20 protein-coding genes are annotated in these 16,654 nt (G+C 60.5%); 11 read left to right on the top strand and 9 right to left on the bottom strand.

Features of this window, described 5'->3' with window-relative positions:
- Positions 1 to 12: 12 nt before the first annotated feature.
- The 4 genes from O3A94_08795 to O3A94_08780 form a co-directional block, all read right to left on the bottom strand.
- On the bottom strand, positions 13 to 885 hold the full coding sequence (locus O3A94_08795) for a carboxyltransferase domain-containing protein (protein ID MDA1356354.1): 873 nt from the start codon (positions 883 to 885) through the stop codon (positions 13 to 15).
- 68 nt (positions 886 to 953) lie between these two features.
- A complete protein-coding gene (locus O3A94_08790; GenBank protein MDA1356353.1) occupies positions 954 to 2,315 on the bottom strand; it encodes an ATP-grasp domain-containing protein in 1,362 nt (453 codons plus the stop codon).
- Positions 2,316 to 2,346: 31 nt separating this feature from the next.
- On the bottom strand, positions 2,347 to 3,060 hold the full coding sequence (gene pxpA / locus O3A94_08785) for a 5-oxoprolinase subunit PxpA (protein MDA1356352.1): 714 nt from the start codon (positions 3,058 to 3,060) through the stop codon (positions 2,347 to 2,349).
- A 129-nt stretch (positions 3,061 to 3,189) separates the two neighbouring features.
- Positions 3,190 to 3,816 (bottom strand): TetR/AcrR family transcriptional regulator, encoded by a 627-nt coding sequence (locus tag O3A94_08780; GenBank protein MDA1356351.1) that lies wholly within the window; start codon positions 3,814 to 3,816, stop codon positions 3,190 to 3,192.
- A gap of 349 nt (positions 3,817 to 4,165) precedes the next feature.
- On the opposite strand from O3A94_08780, the gene O3A94_08775 reads away from it, so the two are divergent.
- Complete coding sequence (locus O3A94_08775) at positions 4,166 to 4,492, top strand: hypothetical protein (GenBank protein ID MDA1356350.1); 327 nt, start codon at positions 4,166 to 4,168, stop codon at positions 4,490 to 4,492.
- Between the two features lie 6 nt (positions 4,493 to 4,498).
- Here the strand turns inward: O3A94_08775 and O3A94_08770 are convergent, their stop codons facing one another.
- Positions 4,499 to 5,251, bottom strand: a complete 753-nt coding sequence (locus O3A94_08770) for an SDR family oxidoreductase (protein MDA1356349.1) — start codon at positions 5,249 to 5,251, stop codon at positions 4,499 to 4,501.
- Positions 5,252 to 5,353: 102 nt separating this feature from the next.
- Here O3A94_08770 and O3A94_08765 point away from each other — a divergent pair, with 102 nt between their 5' ends.
- On the top strand, positions 5,354 to 5,761 hold the full coding sequence (locus O3A94_08765) for a DUF983 domain-containing protein (GenBank protein MDA1356348.1): 408 nt from the start codon (positions 5,354 to 5,356) through the stop codon (positions 5,759 to 5,761).
- Positions 5,762 to 5,771: 10 nt separating this feature from the next.
- A complete protein-coding gene (locus O3A94_08760) occupies positions 5,772 to 6,209 on the top strand; it encodes a pyridoxamine 5'-phosphate oxidase family protein (protein MDA1356347.1) in 438 nt (145 codons plus the stop codon).
- 143 nt (positions 6,210 to 6,352) lie between these two features.
- Here the strand turns inward: O3A94_08760 and O3A94_08755 are convergent, their stop codons facing one another.
- Both O3A94_08755 and O3A94_08750 read right to left on the bottom strand, forming a co-directional pair.
- A complete protein-coding gene (locus O3A94_08755) occupies positions 6,353 to 7,918 on the bottom strand; it encodes a peptide chain release factor 3 (protein MDA1356346.1) in 1,566 nt (521 codons plus the stop codon).
- A 159-nt stretch (positions 7,919 to 8,077) separates the two neighbouring features.
- Entirely contained in the window at positions 8,078 to 9,016 is a 939-nt protein-coding gene (locus tag O3A94_08750) for a tetratricopeptide repeat protein (GenBank protein ID MDA1356345.1), read from the bottom strand.
- Positions 9,017 to 9,149: 133 nt separating this feature from the next.
- Here O3A94_08750 and O3A94_08745 point away from each other — a divergent pair, with 133 nt between their 5' ends.
- The 8 genes from O3A94_08745 to zapE all read left to right on the top strand — a co-directional run bounded on the left by O3A94_08745 (position 9,150) and on the right by zapE (position 14,451).
- Entirely contained in the window at positions 9,150 to 10,655 is a 1,506-nt protein-coding gene (locus O3A94_08745) for an AMP-binding protein (protein ID MDA1356344.1), read from the top strand.
- 82 nt (positions 10,656 to 10,737) lie between these two features.
- Complete coding sequence (gene nthA / locus O3A94_08740; protein MDA1356343.1) at positions 10,738 to 11,337, top strand: nitrile hydratase subunit alpha; 600 nt, start codon at positions 10,738 to 10,740, stop codon at positions 11,335 to 11,337.
- A 1-nt stretch (position 11,338) separates the two neighbouring features.
- Positions 11,339 to 11,668: a nitrile hydratase subunit beta gene (locus O3A94_08735; protein ID MDA1356342.1), complete on the top strand. Its 330-nt coding sequence runs from the start codon at positions 11,339 to 11,341 to the stop codon at positions 11,666 to 11,668.
- 1 nt (position 11,669) lies between these two features.
- Positions 11,670 to 11,990, top strand: a complete 321-nt coding sequence (locus O3A94_08730; GenBank protein MDA1356341.1) for a nitrile hydratase subunit beta — start codon at positions 11,670 to 11,672, stop codon at positions 11,988 to 11,990.
- Positions 11,990 to 12,340 (top strand): nitrile hydratase subunit beta, encoded by a 351-nt coding sequence (locus O3A94_08725; protein ID MDA1356340.1) that lies wholly within the window; start codon positions 11,990 to 11,992, stop codon positions 12,338 to 12,340. The genes O3A94_08730 and O3A94_08725 overlap by 1 nt, the downstream gene beginning before the upstream one ends.
- Positions 12,341 to 12,347: 7 nt before the next feature.
- On the top strand, positions 12,348 to 12,755 hold the full coding sequence (locus O3A94_08720) for a nitrile hydratase accessory protein (protein MDA1356339.1): 408 nt from the start codon (positions 12,348 to 12,350) through the stop codon (positions 12,753 to 12,755).
- Positions 12,756 to 12,945: 190 nt separating this feature from the next.
- Complete coding sequence (hspQ, locus tag O3A94_08715) at positions 12,946 to 13,278, top strand: heat shock protein HspQ (GenBank protein ID MDA1356338.1); 333 nt, start codon at positions 12,946 to 12,948, stop codon at positions 13,276 to 13,278.
- Positions 13,279 to 13,287: 9 nt separating this feature from the next.
- Positions 13,288 to 14,451 (top strand): cell division protein ZapE, encoded by a 1,164-nt coding sequence (zapE, locus tag O3A94_08710; GenBank protein ID MDA1356337.1) that lies wholly within the window; start codon positions 13,288 to 13,290, stop codon positions 14,449 to 14,451.
- A gap of 61 nt (positions 14,452 to 14,512) precedes the next feature.
- Here the strand turns inward: zapE and O3A94_08705 are convergent, their stop codons facing one another.
- Together O3A94_08705 and O3A94_08700 are read right to left on the bottom strand one after the other, a co-directional pair.
- Positions 14,513 to 15,040, bottom strand: a complete 528-nt coding sequence (locus O3A94_08705; GenBank protein ID MDA1356336.1) for a hypothetical protein — start codon at positions 15,038 to 15,040, stop codon at positions 14,513 to 14,515.
- A gap of 18 nt (positions 15,041 to 15,058) precedes the next feature.
- The gene (locus tag O3A94_08700) at positions 15,059 to 16,564 is read right to left on the bottom strand and encodes a hypothetical protein (GenBank protein ID MDA1356335.1); all 1,506 of its coding nucleotides are present in this window, start codon (positions 16,562 to 16,564) and stop codon (positions 15,059 to 15,061) included.
- Positions 16,565 to 16,654: the final 90 nt, after the last annotated feature.

The following is a 16,654-nucleotide window of genomic DNA, read 5'->3' as shown; positions in this document are numbered from 1 at the left end:
ATCCGGACCCTCCTAAAACCGTTCGCTCTTATCGAGCTTGCTGACCCATTGATTGTAATTACGCACCGAAAATTTCTGATACTCGATGACGTTGTAGATATACGTGCCCTCTTTGATCTTGCGCTCGGCCTGGTCATAAACGTCGCGGGTGACAGGCACGAATTTGATCCGGTCGCCAGGGCGGAACAGCACGATATCGCCGGCAAAGACGTCGAAGCGCTTGGTGGTGTCCCAAATCGGCACTGGCGTGCGGCCGAAGAGCTGGTAGCCGCCGGGCGTCGCCACCGGATAGATCGAGGAAGCCGAGCCGCCCATGCCAACCGCGCCTTGCGGCGTCCAGGTGCGCGGTGGATTATATTTAGGGCAGGTGATCATGGTGCGCGGATCGAGCGGTTGCAGGAACGGCAGGCCGGGCCAGAAGCCGAGCGACGCGACCCAATATTCCGTGCCCGAATGGACACGCACCAATTGGTGGCGATCCTCCAGCCCGTTCAGGCGGGCAACGAAATCTGGATCGTAATCCTTGTCCGGGTTAATTTTTTCGCGGTAATCGTCGATGCATTCTTTGGTCCAGGGATCGAGATAGAGCGTCTCGAAGGTAAAGAGCCGGCTGTCCATCTCAATCTCTTCTGCCGAGCCGAGGGAGGCGCACAGGCTTTTAAGCTCGCGCACCATATCGTCATAGGAAATGTCGCGCGGTTCGTAATGCACCAGCAAGGTCGCGAAGCAGGGCGCCGATTCCACCAGTCCCTTGGTGCCGGATTGCGCCAGCGCAGCGGCCAGCCCCTGGGCCTTGAAATTGAGTTCCAGATTCATTTCATTGCCGAACTCGACCGTGATGTAGCGGTCGCCGCCGGGCAAAAATTTGGGCTCGTCATAAATCATATGTAGCTTCCCCCAATCCGCCCTGAACGAGCGGTCTAGCTTTCCTTCGCGCCGCCCGAACGGGCGGTCTATTCCGCCATCAACTCGGCTTTGTGCTGGTCGACAAAACCGGTATGCGTCTCTCCATCCAGATATGCCGGATGGGCCAAGACGCGCTTGAGGAAGGAAATATTCGTTACGATGCCTTCTATACGGAATTCGCCGAGAGCCGCCAACATATTCTCGATTGCAGCCGCACGGTCAGCGCCGTGAGCGATCAGCTTGGCGATCATCGGGTCGTAGAAATAGGTTACCTGGTCGCCTTCTCTGAACCCGGTATCGACGCGGATGGTTGTGCTCTCAGCCGGCGGGCGGAAGATTTCCAGCGGGCCCGGTGAGGGCAGAAAATTCTTGGCCGGGTTTTCGGCATAGATGCGGCATTCGATGGCGTGGCCGCGCGTGCTGATGTCGTTTTGATTGAGCGCCGACAAATCATCGCCGCGCGCCAGGCGCAATTGCAGACTGACCAGATCTTCGCCGGTGATCATTTCCGTCACCGGATGCTCGACCTGGATGCGGGTATTCATCTCGAGAAAATAGAAATTACCGTCGGGCGCCATGATGAATTCGATTGTGCCGGCGCCCCGATAGCGCTCCGCCTTGGTCAAGGCGATCGACGCTTCGGCCATGGCCTGGCGGGTTTCGGGCGCGAGGCCGGGTGCGGGCGATTCCTCGATGATCTTTTGAAAGCGCCGCTGGATCGAGCATTCGCGCTCAAATAAATGCACCGCGCCACCATCGCCGAGGCCGAACACTTGAATCTCGATATGGCGCGGCCGGTCGATCAGTTTTTCGAGATAAACCGTACCGTTGCCGAAGGCTTTTTCAGCCATGCTCTGGGTCGCTTCGACGGTCCCGACCAGGGCCTCCGCCGCGTCCACGCGTTTCATGCCGATGCCGCCGCCGCCCGCCGTCGCCTTGACCAGCAACGGAAAGCCAATCTCCGCCCCGGCCGCTTCCAGGCCGGCATTGTCGCCCACGGCGAAGCGTGCGCTGCCGGGCACGATCGGCACGCCAGCGCCATGCGCGAGCATGCGGGCGCGCTCCTTGTCGCCCATATCGGCGATGGTTTCGGGACGCGGGCCAATCCAGGTCATGCCGGCATCGGCGACGGCGTTGGCAAACCCAGCGTTTTCTGCAAGGAAGCCATAGCCCGGATGCACGGCGTCGGCGCCAGTATCGCGCGCCGCGGCGAGCAGGTTTTCGGCAACGAGGTAGCTTTCCTTGGCCGCCGACGGGCCGATGGCGCGCGCCTCGTCTGCCGCGGCCACATGTTTGGCATTGGCGTCGGCCTCAGAATGGACGGCGACGGTCTGCAACCCGAGGGCCTGGCAGCTCTTGATAATACGGCAGGCGATTTCGCCGCGATTGGCGATGAGAACTTTCTTCATGGGTGCCTTTTTCGTTTCGTGTGGCCGGGGGTTAGGCCAGTTCGGCGTGGATCGCCTTGGCCACCTCGACGGCGCCGGGGGTGTCGGAATGGACGCAGATGGACTGGCATTTTACCGCCACCAGCTTGCCTGAAAGCGCCATGACCGTGCCGTCATTGGCGGCGCGTCGAGCTTGAGCAAGCGCTGCCTCAGGTGCGACGGCGGTGTGCTCGCGGGTGATCACCACCTGGCCGGCATCGTTATAATCGAGATCGACATAGGTCTCGAAGATAACTGGCAAGCCGAGCGCGCCATAGGTTTTTTCGTGGCCGGTTCCCGACATCGCCATCACCGGTACGCCAAAGGATTGGGCGCAGAGGCCGATAGCGCGGCAGGTTGCCTCATCGTCCCAGGCGACGCCGTTAAGCGCGCCATGCGGTTTGACATGGTTGAGCGCCATGCCTTCGGCATCGAGAAAGCCCTTCAGCGCGCCGACCTGATAGACCAGACAGTCGAGCAACTCATCAGGGTCTAGTTTCATCGCGCGCCGGCCGAAACCCTGGCGGTCCGGATAGGACGGGTGCGCGCCGACGGCAACGCCATGCTCTTTCGCGAGGCGCACCGTCGCCTGCATGACGCTTGGGTCGGAGGCATGATAGCCGCACGCAACATTGGCCTGGCTGACATAGGGCATGATCGCAGCATCGTCGCCGCAAGTGTAGATGCTATAGGCCTCGCCCATATCGCAATTGATGTCCACTTTCATGCCGTTCTCCCAGCCTTCAGGCGCGTTGGCCGCCCCATTGCGACAACAGTTTACGGCTGCGCCCGGGCCGTGCCAAGCGGGCAGGGGAGGGATTGCGATGGTTGAACGGGGAGGGCCGGGGCGCGCGCATCAGGCGATTGCCGGCGTGTCGTCGAACAGTAATTTGATATAGCCGCGGAACAGCCGCGATTGGCGCGAGATCAATTCGGGCTTGCCGCTCGATCTGGAGAGAATAAACGCGCCTTCGAGGATAGCGACGATCATTTCGGCAAGCTCAGCGGCGCGAACTTCTAATTTCGGTGGGCGCACGGCGATAATGGCAGCAAATTTCTTCCTGTAATAGCGCTGCCAATGATCGAGCGACTGTTGGACGAAGCCATTCACATCGTCGCTGAACAGCGTACTCTCATAGACATAGACAGCGAACATGCAGCCGGCGAATGGCTTGCTGAGACCGTCAATCCACTCCTCGAAAAACTTGAGAAATAGCATCAAAGCTTGAAGGGGATCGTCAGACAGCGCGTCGGCGCGGCGGTCCCATTCGTCGAACATGGCGAAATCATTTGCCGCGAAGCGCTGGATCAGGGTCTGCGCCAGATCGGCCTTTGAATCGAAATGATGGAAAAACGCGCCCTTCGTGACGCCGGTCGTCTTGAGGATGTTATCGAGCGAAGTGGCGGCGAAGCCTCTTTCCAGGATCAACGCTTGGCTCGTATCAAGGATGCGCTCTTTGGTGTCGTGGCCGCGTTCCATCATTTATACCTTTCTGCAACGTACCAATCAGTATGTTATAGAATGTCACAGCAATTACAAGGGCCGAGATTGCTGATAAATTTGTTCAGATAGTACCGTTAGTTTGGGCATATTATTGTGGTGTTTGACCAATGATGAATATTTTTCGGTCGAGCATTGACAGCATACCAACCGGTCTGTATATTACATTACAGACTGGTTGGTATGTATTGAATTTTTGATGGTGCGGTCGCGGCTCTAGGCAGTGAACCAAGGAGAAAGCCAACGCCTGCCACCACAACAATCCGTCAGGGTTTCCCGCCGGCGCTTGAGGGCGCCGAGAGACCCGGATGGGAAGCAAAGGGAGAGAATCATGGCAATCACGAGCATGGGCGGTTCATTTACTCGGCGGGCAAATCCACGGCCGACCGCACAGCCAACACCCTGGATACGTCGGAGCGGCGCGCTGGCCGGCGACATTCTCTCCGGGCTTCAGATTTGGGCCTATGCGATCGGGACGCAAATGACGGGTTCGCGCGTGACGGTAACGCCGCGGGCCGCGCCCAAGGCGCGCAAGGCGCGTAAAGCCCGCCGGACGCCATCGCTTGGCGTGGTTAACGATCACCTGTTGCGTGATATTGGCTTCAACAGGCTGGGGGTACGCGAGACAACGCTGGCAAACCATAACGAGGCCGATTAAACCCCGCTAAACTCCAGCAGTCAGGCCGCCGTCGATGGTGAGCGCCGTGCCGGTGATCCAGGCGGCTTCGTCGGAAGCGAGATAGACGAAGCCGCCAGCGATATCCGCCGGCCGGCCGATGCCGCCCAAGGGATGCATCGCATCGACTTGGGCGCGCGCCGCCGCCGGGTCATCCTGACCGGCGAGATAATCCATCAGCATCGGCGTTTCGATAAATCCCGGACAGATGCAATTGACGCGGATCGGTATATTGGCCCCGTCAATCGCCATGCAGCGCGTGAGATTGATCACCCCAGCCTTGGCGGCGCCGTAACTCGCTTGACCGGCGCTGCCGGTGAGCCCGGCGATCGACGCGGTGTTGAGAATCACGCCATGGCCTTGTGCCTTGAAATGCGGCCAAACGGCGCGCCCGGTGCGGTAAACGCTCTTTAGATTGACGTCCAATTCGCGGTCCCAATCGGCCTCGGCCAGGGTCTCGACACCGCCGAGCATCGGGATGCCGGCATTATTGACTAAGATATCGAGGCCGCCCATCGCCGCAATCGCTTGGGCTACCAGCGCATCGACCTGCCCCTGATCGGTGACATCGGCCGCGATGGCCAACCCGCCCTCAATTTTTGCCGCCGCCGCCTCAACCGCGGCGCTATCGATATCCGACAACACCACCCGCGCGCCTTCCTCGGCAAAGCGCCGCGCCGTCTCAAGCCCAATCCCGGCAGCCGCGCCGGTAATGACCGCTTTCCTACCCTTCAACCGCATTTCTTCTCTCCTCTCGCCATGCCTGCGCCCATGGACGAAATGCCGCATGTACAATCGCCCGCCGCCACCCTATCTCGTATGGCACGGGAAGGAGAGATTGCTATGCACACCAAAAATCTCGCCGGAGAAGATTTAACCGGAGAAGAGGTGCGCCGTCCGATTCCACGCTCACTGTGGCGCGGTTTCAGGAAACGCTGCCCCAGTTGCGGCACCGGGCGCATTTACCGGCGCTATCTCAAGCCCGTCTCTGCCTGCGACCATTGCGGCGCAGCGCTTGGGGCAATCCGCACTGACGATTTCGCACCCTGGCTGACGATCCTCCTGCTCGGCCACATTCTGGTGCCGGTGCTCGGCACGGTGGATTATCTGTTCACGCCGGCGCTGTGGATCATTCTGCTGTTCGCGGCCGCGCTTAGCGTTATCCTGGTGCTTCTGCTGCTGCCCCATGCCAAAGGTTTTTGCCTTGGCTTGATGTGGGCACTCGGCCTCAGGGGCGACGAACAGCATTAGGGAGGGAAATATGGCCGGTCCGATGAGTGAGGCGGAACTGCAACTTTTTTTGGACGGCGGCGAGATTTGCCGTGCGACATGCCTCGACGATGACGGCTGGCCGTACGCGGCGCCGGTTTGGCACGAATATAGCGATGGCGGGTTTTACCTGGTTGGGCGTGAGGAATCGCTGTGGTCGCAGTACATGTCGCGCAATCCACGCGTCTCGCTCTGCATCGATACCGTTGCGGTGCCGCGCAAAGTGCTGGTCCAGGGCGCGGCGGAAGTCATAGAGCGGCCCAATATCGGCGGCAAATGGGTGGCGATCGCGCGCCGCATGGCGCTGCGTTATCTTGGCGAGGACGGTCCCAAATATCTCGAACCCACCATGAAGGACCCGCGCTGGCTGATTTTCATCCGGCCTCGGACACTCAAGAGCTGGCACGGTAATTTCTCGCGGTTGCAGTAGTTTTTGTTTGGTCCCTCAATCGCCGGGCGGTCGCATTCGCTCTCTTGGTTACCTCGTACTAACTCGGGCGCGCGGTCGCGCTTGCCGGAATGCTATCGCACTCCTGTTGGGGGTTCCGTTTGCGGGAATCTTTACGTGATCTCTCATCCGCGTTCGCGGGTTTCGCTGAAGCGGATGTCGGGCCATTTTTTGGTGATGTAGTCGAGTTCCCAGGCGTTGCGCGCCAGGAACACGGGGCAGCTGTCGCGGTCGTCGGCGAGGTTGGATTGCTGGCTCTTTTCGAATTCTTTTAGCTTTTGTGCGTCGTCAGCGGCGAGCCAACGCGCGGTCTCATAGGGCGCTGCCTCAAGGGCGACGGCAACCTGATATTCGTTCTGAATGCGCGATACTAGAACGTCGAGTTGAAGCTGGCCGACAACGCCGACGATCCATTGCGCGCCGATACGTGGGCGAAACACTTGGGTCACGCCTTCTTCAGCCAGATCGTTGAGCGCGCCGCGCAATTGCTTCATTCGCATGGGATCGCCGAGGCGCACCCGGCGGAGGATTTCCGGCGCGAAATTAGGAATACCGGTAATGCGCAGATCCTCGCCCTCGCTCAGCGTATCGCCGACGCGCAGCGTGCCGTGATTGGGGATGCCGATAATATCGCCGGGATAAGCGTCCTCGGCCAATTGGCGATCTTGGGCGAAAAAGAAGGTCGGGTTGTTGATCGCCACGGTCTTGCCGCCACGTCCCTGTTTTAACTTCATGCCGCGCTTGAAGCGCCCGGAACAGAGGCGGAAAAACGCCACCCGGTCGCGGTGATTTTTGTCCATGTTGGCTTGCACCTTGAACACAAAGCCGGTGACTTTGTCTTCGTCGGGCTGGATATCGCGCGGCTCAGCCGGCTGTGGACCCGGCGTGGGTGCATGATCGGTGAGCGCCTGCAGCAGTTCGCTGACGCCGAAATCCTTGAGCGCCGAGCCGAAAAATACCGGTGTCAGATGGCCTTCGCGGTAGCTCGTCTGATTGAATTCCGCGTAGCCAGACAGCACCAGTTCGGCGTCCTCGCGGAAGCCCGGCAGCACCTCGTTGGAAATACAAGTGTCAAAATGCGGGTCATCCACGCCGCTGGTGGCGCGAACTGTGTCAAAACGCCCCGTGGCGCCGGTCTTCGAGCTGAGAAAATTGTTGCCGCGGAGGTCGAAGCAGCCATGAAACAGGCCGCCCATGCCGACCGGCCACACCATCGGGCACACATCAAGCGCCAACACCTGCTCGATCTCGTCGAGCAGTTCGAACGGGCTCAAGCCTTCGCGGTCAACTTTGTTGATGAAGGTGAGAATCGGGATATCGCGCAGACGGCACACTTCAAACAATTTTCGCGTCTGGCTCTCGATGCCTTTGGCGGCGTCGATCACCATGACCGCCGAATCGACAGCCGTCAGGGTGCGATAAGTATCTTCGCTGAAATCCTCATGGCCCGGTGTATCCAAAAGATTGAAGGTGATTCCCGCATGTTCGAAGGTCATCACCGAGCTTGAAATTGAGATGCCGCGTTCGCGTTCGATCGTCATCCAGTCCGAGCGCGTGCGCCGGCGCTCGCCGCGCCCTTTGACGTCGCCGGCCAAGTGAATGGCGCCGCCAGCGTGCAGCAGACGCTCGGTCAGCGTCGTCTTGCCGGCGTCCGGATGCGAGATGATGGCAAACGTCTTACGTGGCGACACGTGAGTTCATTCCTCGCCGTCTGTCGCCAGGGCAATAGGCGGCAGCGGTGCAACAGGGAAAAGTGAAAATGCGATGGCGCTCACATAAGCGCATCAGCGCGTGCATGCAACCACCAACCGCCAAGCAAGGCGGCTGGCGCCGTTGTTCAGGGCGAGGTTTTATTCGCCGGCGGCCGGCTGGCGCGGCTGCCATGCTTGCGCCAAGCGCTCGCCATGGGCGATTTGTTCGGCGCTCATGAGTTTGGCCAGGCGGGCGCGGTTTTCCTCCGCCAAATCGGCGTCTTCATCGACCGCGAGGGTGGACCACATGTAGGCGTGTACTAAATCCTGCGCGATGCCGATGCCCAGCGCATACATGCCAGCAAGATTGTTCTGCGCTTCGATATGGCCTTTTTCTGCCGCTTGCAGATAGAGCCTCGCGGCGGCGGTGTGATCCTCAGCCACGCCCTCGCCGTTAAAATAGAGCACACCGAGATTGTACGCGGCCTCGGCCAAATCCTGGTCGGCGGCCTTGCGGTACCAGGCAGCCGCCATGGCGGCGTCGGGCACGACACCGCGGCCCGTAGCGTAAATCAGGCCGAGCGTATATTGCGCGCTGGCATAGTTATGACCCGCCGCCTGCTCATACCAGCGGATCGCTTCGGTGATATCGGGCTCAACACCCCAGCCATGCTCGTTTTGCAGCCCCAGTTGATAGGCTGCGCCGGCATGGTGCTGGGCTGCCGCTTTACGCCACCATTCCGCAGCGACCTCGGAATCCGGCATGCCCGTCCAGCCCTGATCGAGGATCAGGCCAAGATTATACTGGCTGCTTGCATGGCCCTGTTCGGCAGCTTTTTGGAACCAGGAAGCGGCTTCGGCAAAATCCTGCTCGACCCCTTCACCGGTAACATAAAGCGTGCCAAGCGCGAACTGCGCTGCTGGTTCACCAGCTTCCGCCGGCGCGCGCCAGGCATCGATCGCGGCGGAATATTCGCCGGCGCGATAAGCCGCGCGCCCGGTTTCGAAATCGGCCGCAGCTGGTGCCGCCGCTAGCGCCAGTGCGATCAGTGCCGCAATCAGTAAAAGGGCGCTCAGCGTGGCGTGCAGTCTTCGCATTTATCTCTTTCCGGAATTGCCCCAGCTTGCCACTTCTCGGCGCGTTGTTCCAAAATTATGAATGACGCAGCATCTGGAGATGTGGGGCAGAACAGGTTAGCTTGAAGCCGCTGCAATCAGCTTTGGCCCCAACATGCACACACTCGCCGATCCGCTGCGTCACGCCGCCCGCCATTACGCTGATAATCCGGCGATTATTTGCGGCGATGTCCGCATGAATTACACCGCAATGACGGCGCGCTGCCGCCGCCTGGCTGGGGCGCTGAAGGCGCTCGGCTTGGCGCCGGGCGATCGGGTCGCCATCCTCGCCGCCAATTCACATCAATATATCGAGACCTATATGGCGGTACCGGCGGCCGGCTTTGCCGTGGTGCCGCTCAACACCCGCCATGCCGAAGCAGAGCTTGTCTATGCGCTGCAAGATTCGGGCGCCAAAATCCTCTTGATCGACCGCGAGCCTGGCGGTTTGGCGGCGCATGTCGAGCGCGTTATCCAAATCCCCGACGGCTACGAGTCCTTGATCGGCGAGGCCGATGAAATCGACCTGGGTGTGGGCGTTACCGAGCAAACCCTGGCCGGGCTATTTTACACCGGCGGCACCACCGGCGCGTCCAAGGGCGTGATGCTGAGCCACCGCAATCTGATCGCCAATTGCCATAACTGGACAGCCATCACGCAGCCGACATCTGAAGATATATCGACAGTGATGGCGCCGTTGTTTCATGCCGCCGGGTCGAATTCCGTCATCGCCAGCATATGGAGCGGCGGCGCTCAATTGGTGATCCCGGCGTTCAATCCTGGCGATATTCTGGACCAAATTTCGCGCGAACGCGCCACCCAGACGCTCGGCGTGCCGATCATGATTGCCGCCCTGGCTGAGGAGCAACACGCCAATCCGCGCGATGTATCGAGCGTTCGTACGGTGGCGCATGGCGCTTCGCCGATTGCCACGGAAGTGATCCGGCGCGCCATCACAGCGTTTCCTGGCGCCGAATTCATCCATCTTTACGGCGCCACGGAACTGGCGCCACTGGCCACAGGGTTGCGCCATGAGGAGCGCATGCCGCACTCCGATATGCTGCGTTCATGCGGCCAGGCGGTGCCCGGGGTGGCGGTGCGAGTGGTTAACGAGACGGACGGCGAATGCGCGCCGCATGAAGTTGGCGAGATCGCGGTGCGGGGCCCGAACGTCATGCAGGGCTACTGGAACAAACCGGCGGAGACGGCGGCAGTTCTCCGCGACGGCTGGTATTTCTCCGGAGATCTCGGCTATGCGGATGAAAACAACTACATCTTTCTGATGGACCGGGCCAAGGACATGATCGTCAGCGGCGCTGAAAACGTCTATTGCGCCGAAGTGGAGGAGGTTTTGCACCAGCATCCGGCGGTATTGCAGGCCGCAGTGTTCGGCATTCCCGATAAAAAATGGGGCGAGGCGGTACATGCGGCCATCCAATTGCGTTATCCGGTCGAGGCGGCGGAATTGATCGTTTTTTGCCATGGCAAGATCGCTGGCTACAAAGTGCCGAAGGGAATCGATTTTTGGGATGAGCCGCTGCCGTTGTCCGGCCCCGGCAAGATATTGAAGCGCGAACTGCGCAAACCCTATTGGGCTGGGCGCGAAGGGCAAATCAGTTAAGCGGTGGCTTGACGGGTGCGGCGCTGATAGGTGAAACTTTTTCCACCGCTATTTTGGAAACGCGGCGCAAGGGAGGTCCTTCATGGCCGGTCACGATCATACCGAACCACCATCCGACATCGCGCTCCGCGTTAAAGCGCTCGAATCGCTGTTGCTCGAGAAGGGATTGGTCGAAGCCGATACGCTCGACGCTATCATCGATCTTTATGAGCATAATATCGGGCCGCAGAACGGCGCCCATGTGGTGGCACGCGCCTGGACGGATCCGGAATACAAAGCCCGCCTGCTGGAGAATGCGACACCTGCGATTGCCGAGCTTGGCTATAGTGGCGCCCAGGGCGAGGACATGGTGGTGGTGGAGAATACGCCGGAAGTGCACAACCTTCTCGTCTGCACACTCTGCTCTTGTTACCCCTGGCCGGTGCTCGGCCTGCCGCCGGTTTGGTACAAGGCGGCGCCTTACCGCGCCCGCGCCGTCAGTGAGCCGCGCACTGTGTTGGCCGAATTCGGCGTCGATATCGGCCAAGATGTCGAGGTTCGCGTGTGGGACAGCACGGCGGAGGTGCGCTACATGGTGTTGCCGGAACGCCCGGCCGGCACCGAAGGCCTCGGTGAAGCGGAGCTGGCGGCATTGGTGTCACGAGATTCAATGATCGGCACCGCGCTCGTGGCGGCGACATAAGATGAACGGTATTCATGATATCGGCGGCATGCACGGCATGGGACCGATTGATCCCATCACCGATGAGCCGCTCTTTTCTGCGCCATGGGAGCGCCGGATGTTTGCGGTGATGATGGCCGCCTTTTCCAGCGATATCTTTAATGTCGATGAGTTTCGCCACAGCGTCGAGCGCATGGCGCCGGCGGAATACCTTAGCACCAGCTATTACGAACATTGGCTGCATGCGCTGGAACGGGTGATGATCGAAAAAGGCCAAATCAGCCGCGCTGAATTGGAAGCGGCTTGGGCTGGGGCAGAGACTGCGGCCGCGGCTGCGGCAGAGGCGGTATGAGATGAACGGCATTCATGATCTCGGCGGCATGCACGGCATGGGACCGATCGATGTGGAAACCGATGAACCGGTGTTTCATGCTGATTGGGAGCGCCGCATGTTTGCACTCTGGATGGCGGCGTTCGCCTGCGGCATTTATGACGACAATGAATTCCGCCACGCCATCGAGCGCATCGCACCGGGGGAATATCTCTCGACCAGCTATTACGAACACTGGCTGATTGCCATGGAGCAAGTGATGATCGAGAAAGGCCAATTTAGCGGCGCCGAGCTGCATGCGTCTTGGGCCCAAGCTGCCCAAGCTGCCCAAGGAGCCGTCTGATGCGGGTGCTGAAAGCAGAAGATGTCGTCCCCCTGTTCATGACCGGTGGATCGGCGCGCATCGACGCCGACGTGGCGCCTAAGTTCAAAGCCGGTGATGATGTCGTCGCGCGCAACATCAATCCGGCCGGCCACACCCGCCTGCCGCGTTATCTGCGCGGCAAGCGCGGCATCGTCCATAAGGTGCATGGCGTCTTCGGTTTACCCGATACCATGGCGCACGGCCGGGGCGAGACGCCGCAGAATATCTATAGCGTGCGCTTTACGGCGCGGGAATTGTGGGGCGCCGAGGCTTCGGCCCGGGACAGCCTCTATGTCGATATGTGGGACGATTATCTCGACCCGGCCTGAGCCTGAGATGGTGGATAAGGCACAACTGACGGCAACCCCGTCGCTTCCTCTCACTGAAGATGGCCCGCTATTCGCCGAGCCATGGCAGGCCCAGGCCTTTGCCATGGCGGTGCGGCTGTCCGCCGAGGGGCATTTTAGCTGGCCCGAATGGGCACAATATCTGAGCGCCGAGATCGCTGCGGAGCCTGGTGAAAGGGCCGCGCGAGCTGATGGCGGTGCTGGAGGCGGGGCGGAAGAGGCGATCAGCACCTACTACCGCCAATGGTTGGCGGCGCTGGAAAAGTTGGTGGCCGACAAAGGCCTGGCTTCGCGAGCCGAAATGACCGGGCGTAAGGATGATTGGCGGCACGCCTATCTGAATACACCGCATGGCCAGGCGATCGAACTCAGTGCCGCGAAATCCGAGCCGGACTAATCTATTGTGGCCGAGGGAGGCCCGGGCTGATCACCAACTCTTAGAAGTCGATACGCAAGTCGTCGAGCGGCTGATACCACGCCGGGCCAGCTAGAATTTATTTCTGGCGTGGGGGGAATATTCACTAATCATTTGCTAAGATCATGCTATCTGGCGCAAATGAGGCGCTAAAATTGAGCGAACAGCCTGGATAGAAGCCGTGAAAGCCGCAAAATTCGCCTTAGGACAAGTCGTCAAACACCGCGTTTATTCGTTCCGTGGCGTCATCTATGACGTCGATCCGGAGTTCAGTAATACCGAGGAATGGTGGCTGGCGATCCCAGAGGATATCCGCCCCGCCAAGGAGCAGCCGTATTATCATCTCCTGGCCGAGAACGATGAGATCGCCTACGAAGCTTATGTGTCGGAGCAGAATCTGCTGATCGACGATACGGGGTTACCGATATCCCACCCCGAAGTGTCGATGATGTTCGGTGAACTTCGCGACGGCCACTATAAAGTGGTCGATCATCAGTCGCATTAACGCGAAATCGTGAGCGCCGGGCCGGAAGATTCGGCGCCTAAGGGCGGCGCGGCCGGACCATTGGCGGCCTATCGCGCACTGCTTTCTGACGCGGCCGAAGGCATCCTTGCCGACCCTGACCAGGAAGCGGCGGCGGCGCGCCTGCAGGCGCTGCATGATCGCTTGGCGGTGGGGCTCGCTGCGCCGGCGCGGCGCGGCTTCAAACTTTTCGGCCGCATGTCGCGCGAGGCTACGGACGGCCCGCGTGGCGTCTATATCCATGGCGGTGTCGGGCGCGGCAAATCCATGCTGATGGATATATTTTTTGAGACCGCGCCGGTGACGCCCAAGCGCCGCGTCCACCACCATCATTTCATGCAGGAAGCCCATGGAGAGATCAACCGTGCGCTGGTCAGCGGCCAGGAGACCGGCGGTGACGGTGGCTTGGTGCGCTACGCCCAGCGCCTCGCGGAAGGGGCGCGGCTGCTGTGCTTCGACGATTTTCACGTCACCGATATAGGTGACGCAATGGTGCTCGGGCCGCTGTTCACGGCATTGATCGAGGCCGGCGTGATCGTCGTGATGACCTCCAACCGCACACCCGATACGCTCTACGAAAACGGCATCAACCGCGCGCGCTTCGTGCCGTTTATTGAGTTGGTCAAGGCGCGCCTCGAACTGGTTGCGCTGGATGGGCCGACGGATTATCGCACCCGATTCATCAGCCGCTCGCGCCTCTATCACACGCCGCTCACGGCGGCGGCGACGGTGGAGCTTGAGCGCATGTTCCGGCATCTAAGCGATGGTATTCCGCCGGAGCCGGAAACCTTCACCGTAAAGGGCCGCACGCTCACCATTGCGCGCACTGCGCGTGGCGTGGCGATGGCAAGCTTCGAGGAGCTCTGTGCGCGCCCTCTTGGCCCGGCCGACTATATCGCACTGCAGGCCGCGTTCCACACCGTGATCGTCAGCGATATCCCACGTATGGGGCCGGATATGCGCAACGAGGCCAAGCGCTTCGTCACCTTGATCGATGTGCTCTATGAACACCGCGTCAATTTCATCTGCTCAGCGGCGGCGGAACCAGATGTGCTTTATTCCGAAGGCGCCGGTGTTTTTGAGTTCGCCCGCACCACGTCCCGCCTCAATGAAATGCAAACCTCAGGCTATATCGCCGAGGCACACCGCATCTAGAAAAATGGCCGAAGCGCCGTAAACTCGGCGTCGCAAGAGCGCCGGCTAGCCGCCAAACTGGTTAGCCGCCGAAGGAGCCGGCTTCGATTTCCCATTCATAGGTTTGTAGCCAGCGCGCAGCCATGGCTTCGGCGTTGGCGATCTGTGTATCGCTTAAGCGATAGGCGATGGTTTTGCGGTTCTCCAGGGCATCGTCACTACCCTCCTGGGCGGCTAGGGTGAACCACATATAGGCTTTCGTCATATCGCGTATCACGCCCCAGCCTTTGGCATAATGAAAGCCGATTTGGCGCAGCGCCGCGGCGTCGCCGTGCTGGCCCTTGAACAGGTTTCGCCGGAGTTGCTCTTTGTAGCGGTTGCTGGCGCCTTTCTCACGCACGACCTGCGCAATCTGAACTTCGCCGCTATGGCGCGACGCTTCGGGGGCAGCCATTTCGGCCCTTGCGCCGGGGCCGGTGGTGATCGCCAGGCCCGTCAGTGCCAGCGCGACCACGGCAGTGGTGAGAAAAATACGCATCCCTTGCATATAGGTGCATTTGCCATGGCGACAACCCCAATCCGGATAGACTGGCTGTTCGGCAGGTTTCACGGGCGAGATGTTGCGGGGTTATTTGGGCTTCCATTCCAGGGCCAGATTTTCGGCCTCGGCAATCTGCGCGGCAGCCATTCGGCTTGCCATAATCGTTCGGTTTTGGGCCGCGGCCTGATTGCCCTGGCCAGCTGCAAGGGTCAGCCAAACATAGGCCTGCACCACGTCGCCAGGGACGCCCAAACCGTTGGCGTACATGACTCCCAAGATGGCCTGGGAGGCGGCTTGGCCGCGATCTGCAGCGGCGCGGTACCACCTGACTGCGGCAGCAGGGTCCTCGGGCACGCCGTCGCCGCGGCGGTACAAATTGCCGAGATTATATTGCGCCGAGACGTCGCCCTGTTGGGCCGCTTTCAGGTACCACTTTATCGCTTCGCCGAAATTTTTGGCGACGCCTTGGCCTTTGGCGTACAACACTCCGAGGCCGAACTGGGCAGTGACGAGACCCTGTTCCGCAAGTGGCCGCCACTGTTTTAGCGCCGCTTCATAGTCGGCGCGCTGATAGGCTTCTTTTCCAACGGCAAAATCCGCCACCGCATCGCCAGCGGCTGGCGATGTCTGAGTTGGGGGTGCGACGGCGCTCTCGGCCTTCGCGGCCCTCTCGGCTTGTGCGGCTTTCTCGGCTTTCGCGGCTTTCTCGGCTTTCTCGGCCTTCGCGGCTTTCTCGGTTTCTGCCGCCTTCGCGGCTCTCTTGGTTTCTGCGGCCTTCGCGGCTCTCTTGGTTTCTGTGGCCTTCGCGGCTCTCTTGGTTTCTGTGGCCTTCGCGGCATTCTCTGCCTTGGTCGCGCTATCCGCCTTCGCGGCGCTGTGCGTGGCGCGCCATTCGAGGGCAAGTTTCTGCGCTTCGGCGATTTGCTCGGTAAACATCCCGAGGGCCACCTCATCGCGGTAAGTGGCCGCCTGCTCGACGCCCTGGTCGGCCGCGAGGCTCCACCACATATAGGCCTGAACAGGGTCTGCCGGTATGCCTCGGTCTTTAACGTACAGGAGCCCGAGATTAAATTGGGCGACGGCGTAGTCCTGTTCGGCGGCCCGCCGGAGCCAGAGGAGCGCCTCGGCAATATTCTCGGCTACGCCGCGGCCTTCATAATATAACAGCCCGATATTGGATTGCGCGGCGGCGTCGCCCGCGTCTGCTGCCCTTCGGTACCAGCGCAGCGCCTCGCTCTCGTTAGCAGTAACACCCTGGCCAGATTCGTACATTAGCCCAAGGCTGTAAAGTGCCTTGGCGAAGCCCTGGTCGGCCGCTCTACGGTACCATTTTAGCGCTTCTCCCGGGTCCTTTGCGACACCCCGTCCGGTGCGATACATAGCGGCGAGGATGGTCTGGGCAGCGGCATCGCCGTGCTCGGCCAGCGGCTGAATTTCGCGCAAAGCCGCCGGGTAATCGCCGCGCTTATAGGCTGCTTCCGCGGTCGCAATATCCTGTGCCGCCGCCGGCGCAGCCACGGGTGCAGCCAGCGCCGCGGCCAAGATTAGAAAGAGTGCAGGCGCGAGATGAGCGGGTTTTAAGGAGATTCGCATGTCCCGGTTTCCACGATTGGCGACTGTCTGACGTCAGCGCCTATGGAACAAACTAGTCGGATTGCATAAGGGAGGGTTTCTGTCTCATCG

Source organism: Pseudomonadota bacterium (assembly GCA_027624955.1).
Classification (GTDB): domain Bacteria; phylum Pseudomonadota; class Alphaproteobacteria; order UBA828; family UBA828; genus PTKB01.
The sequence above is the reverse complement of the archived record's forward strand: the minus strand, read 5'-3'. Positions and strand labels throughout refer to the sequence as shown.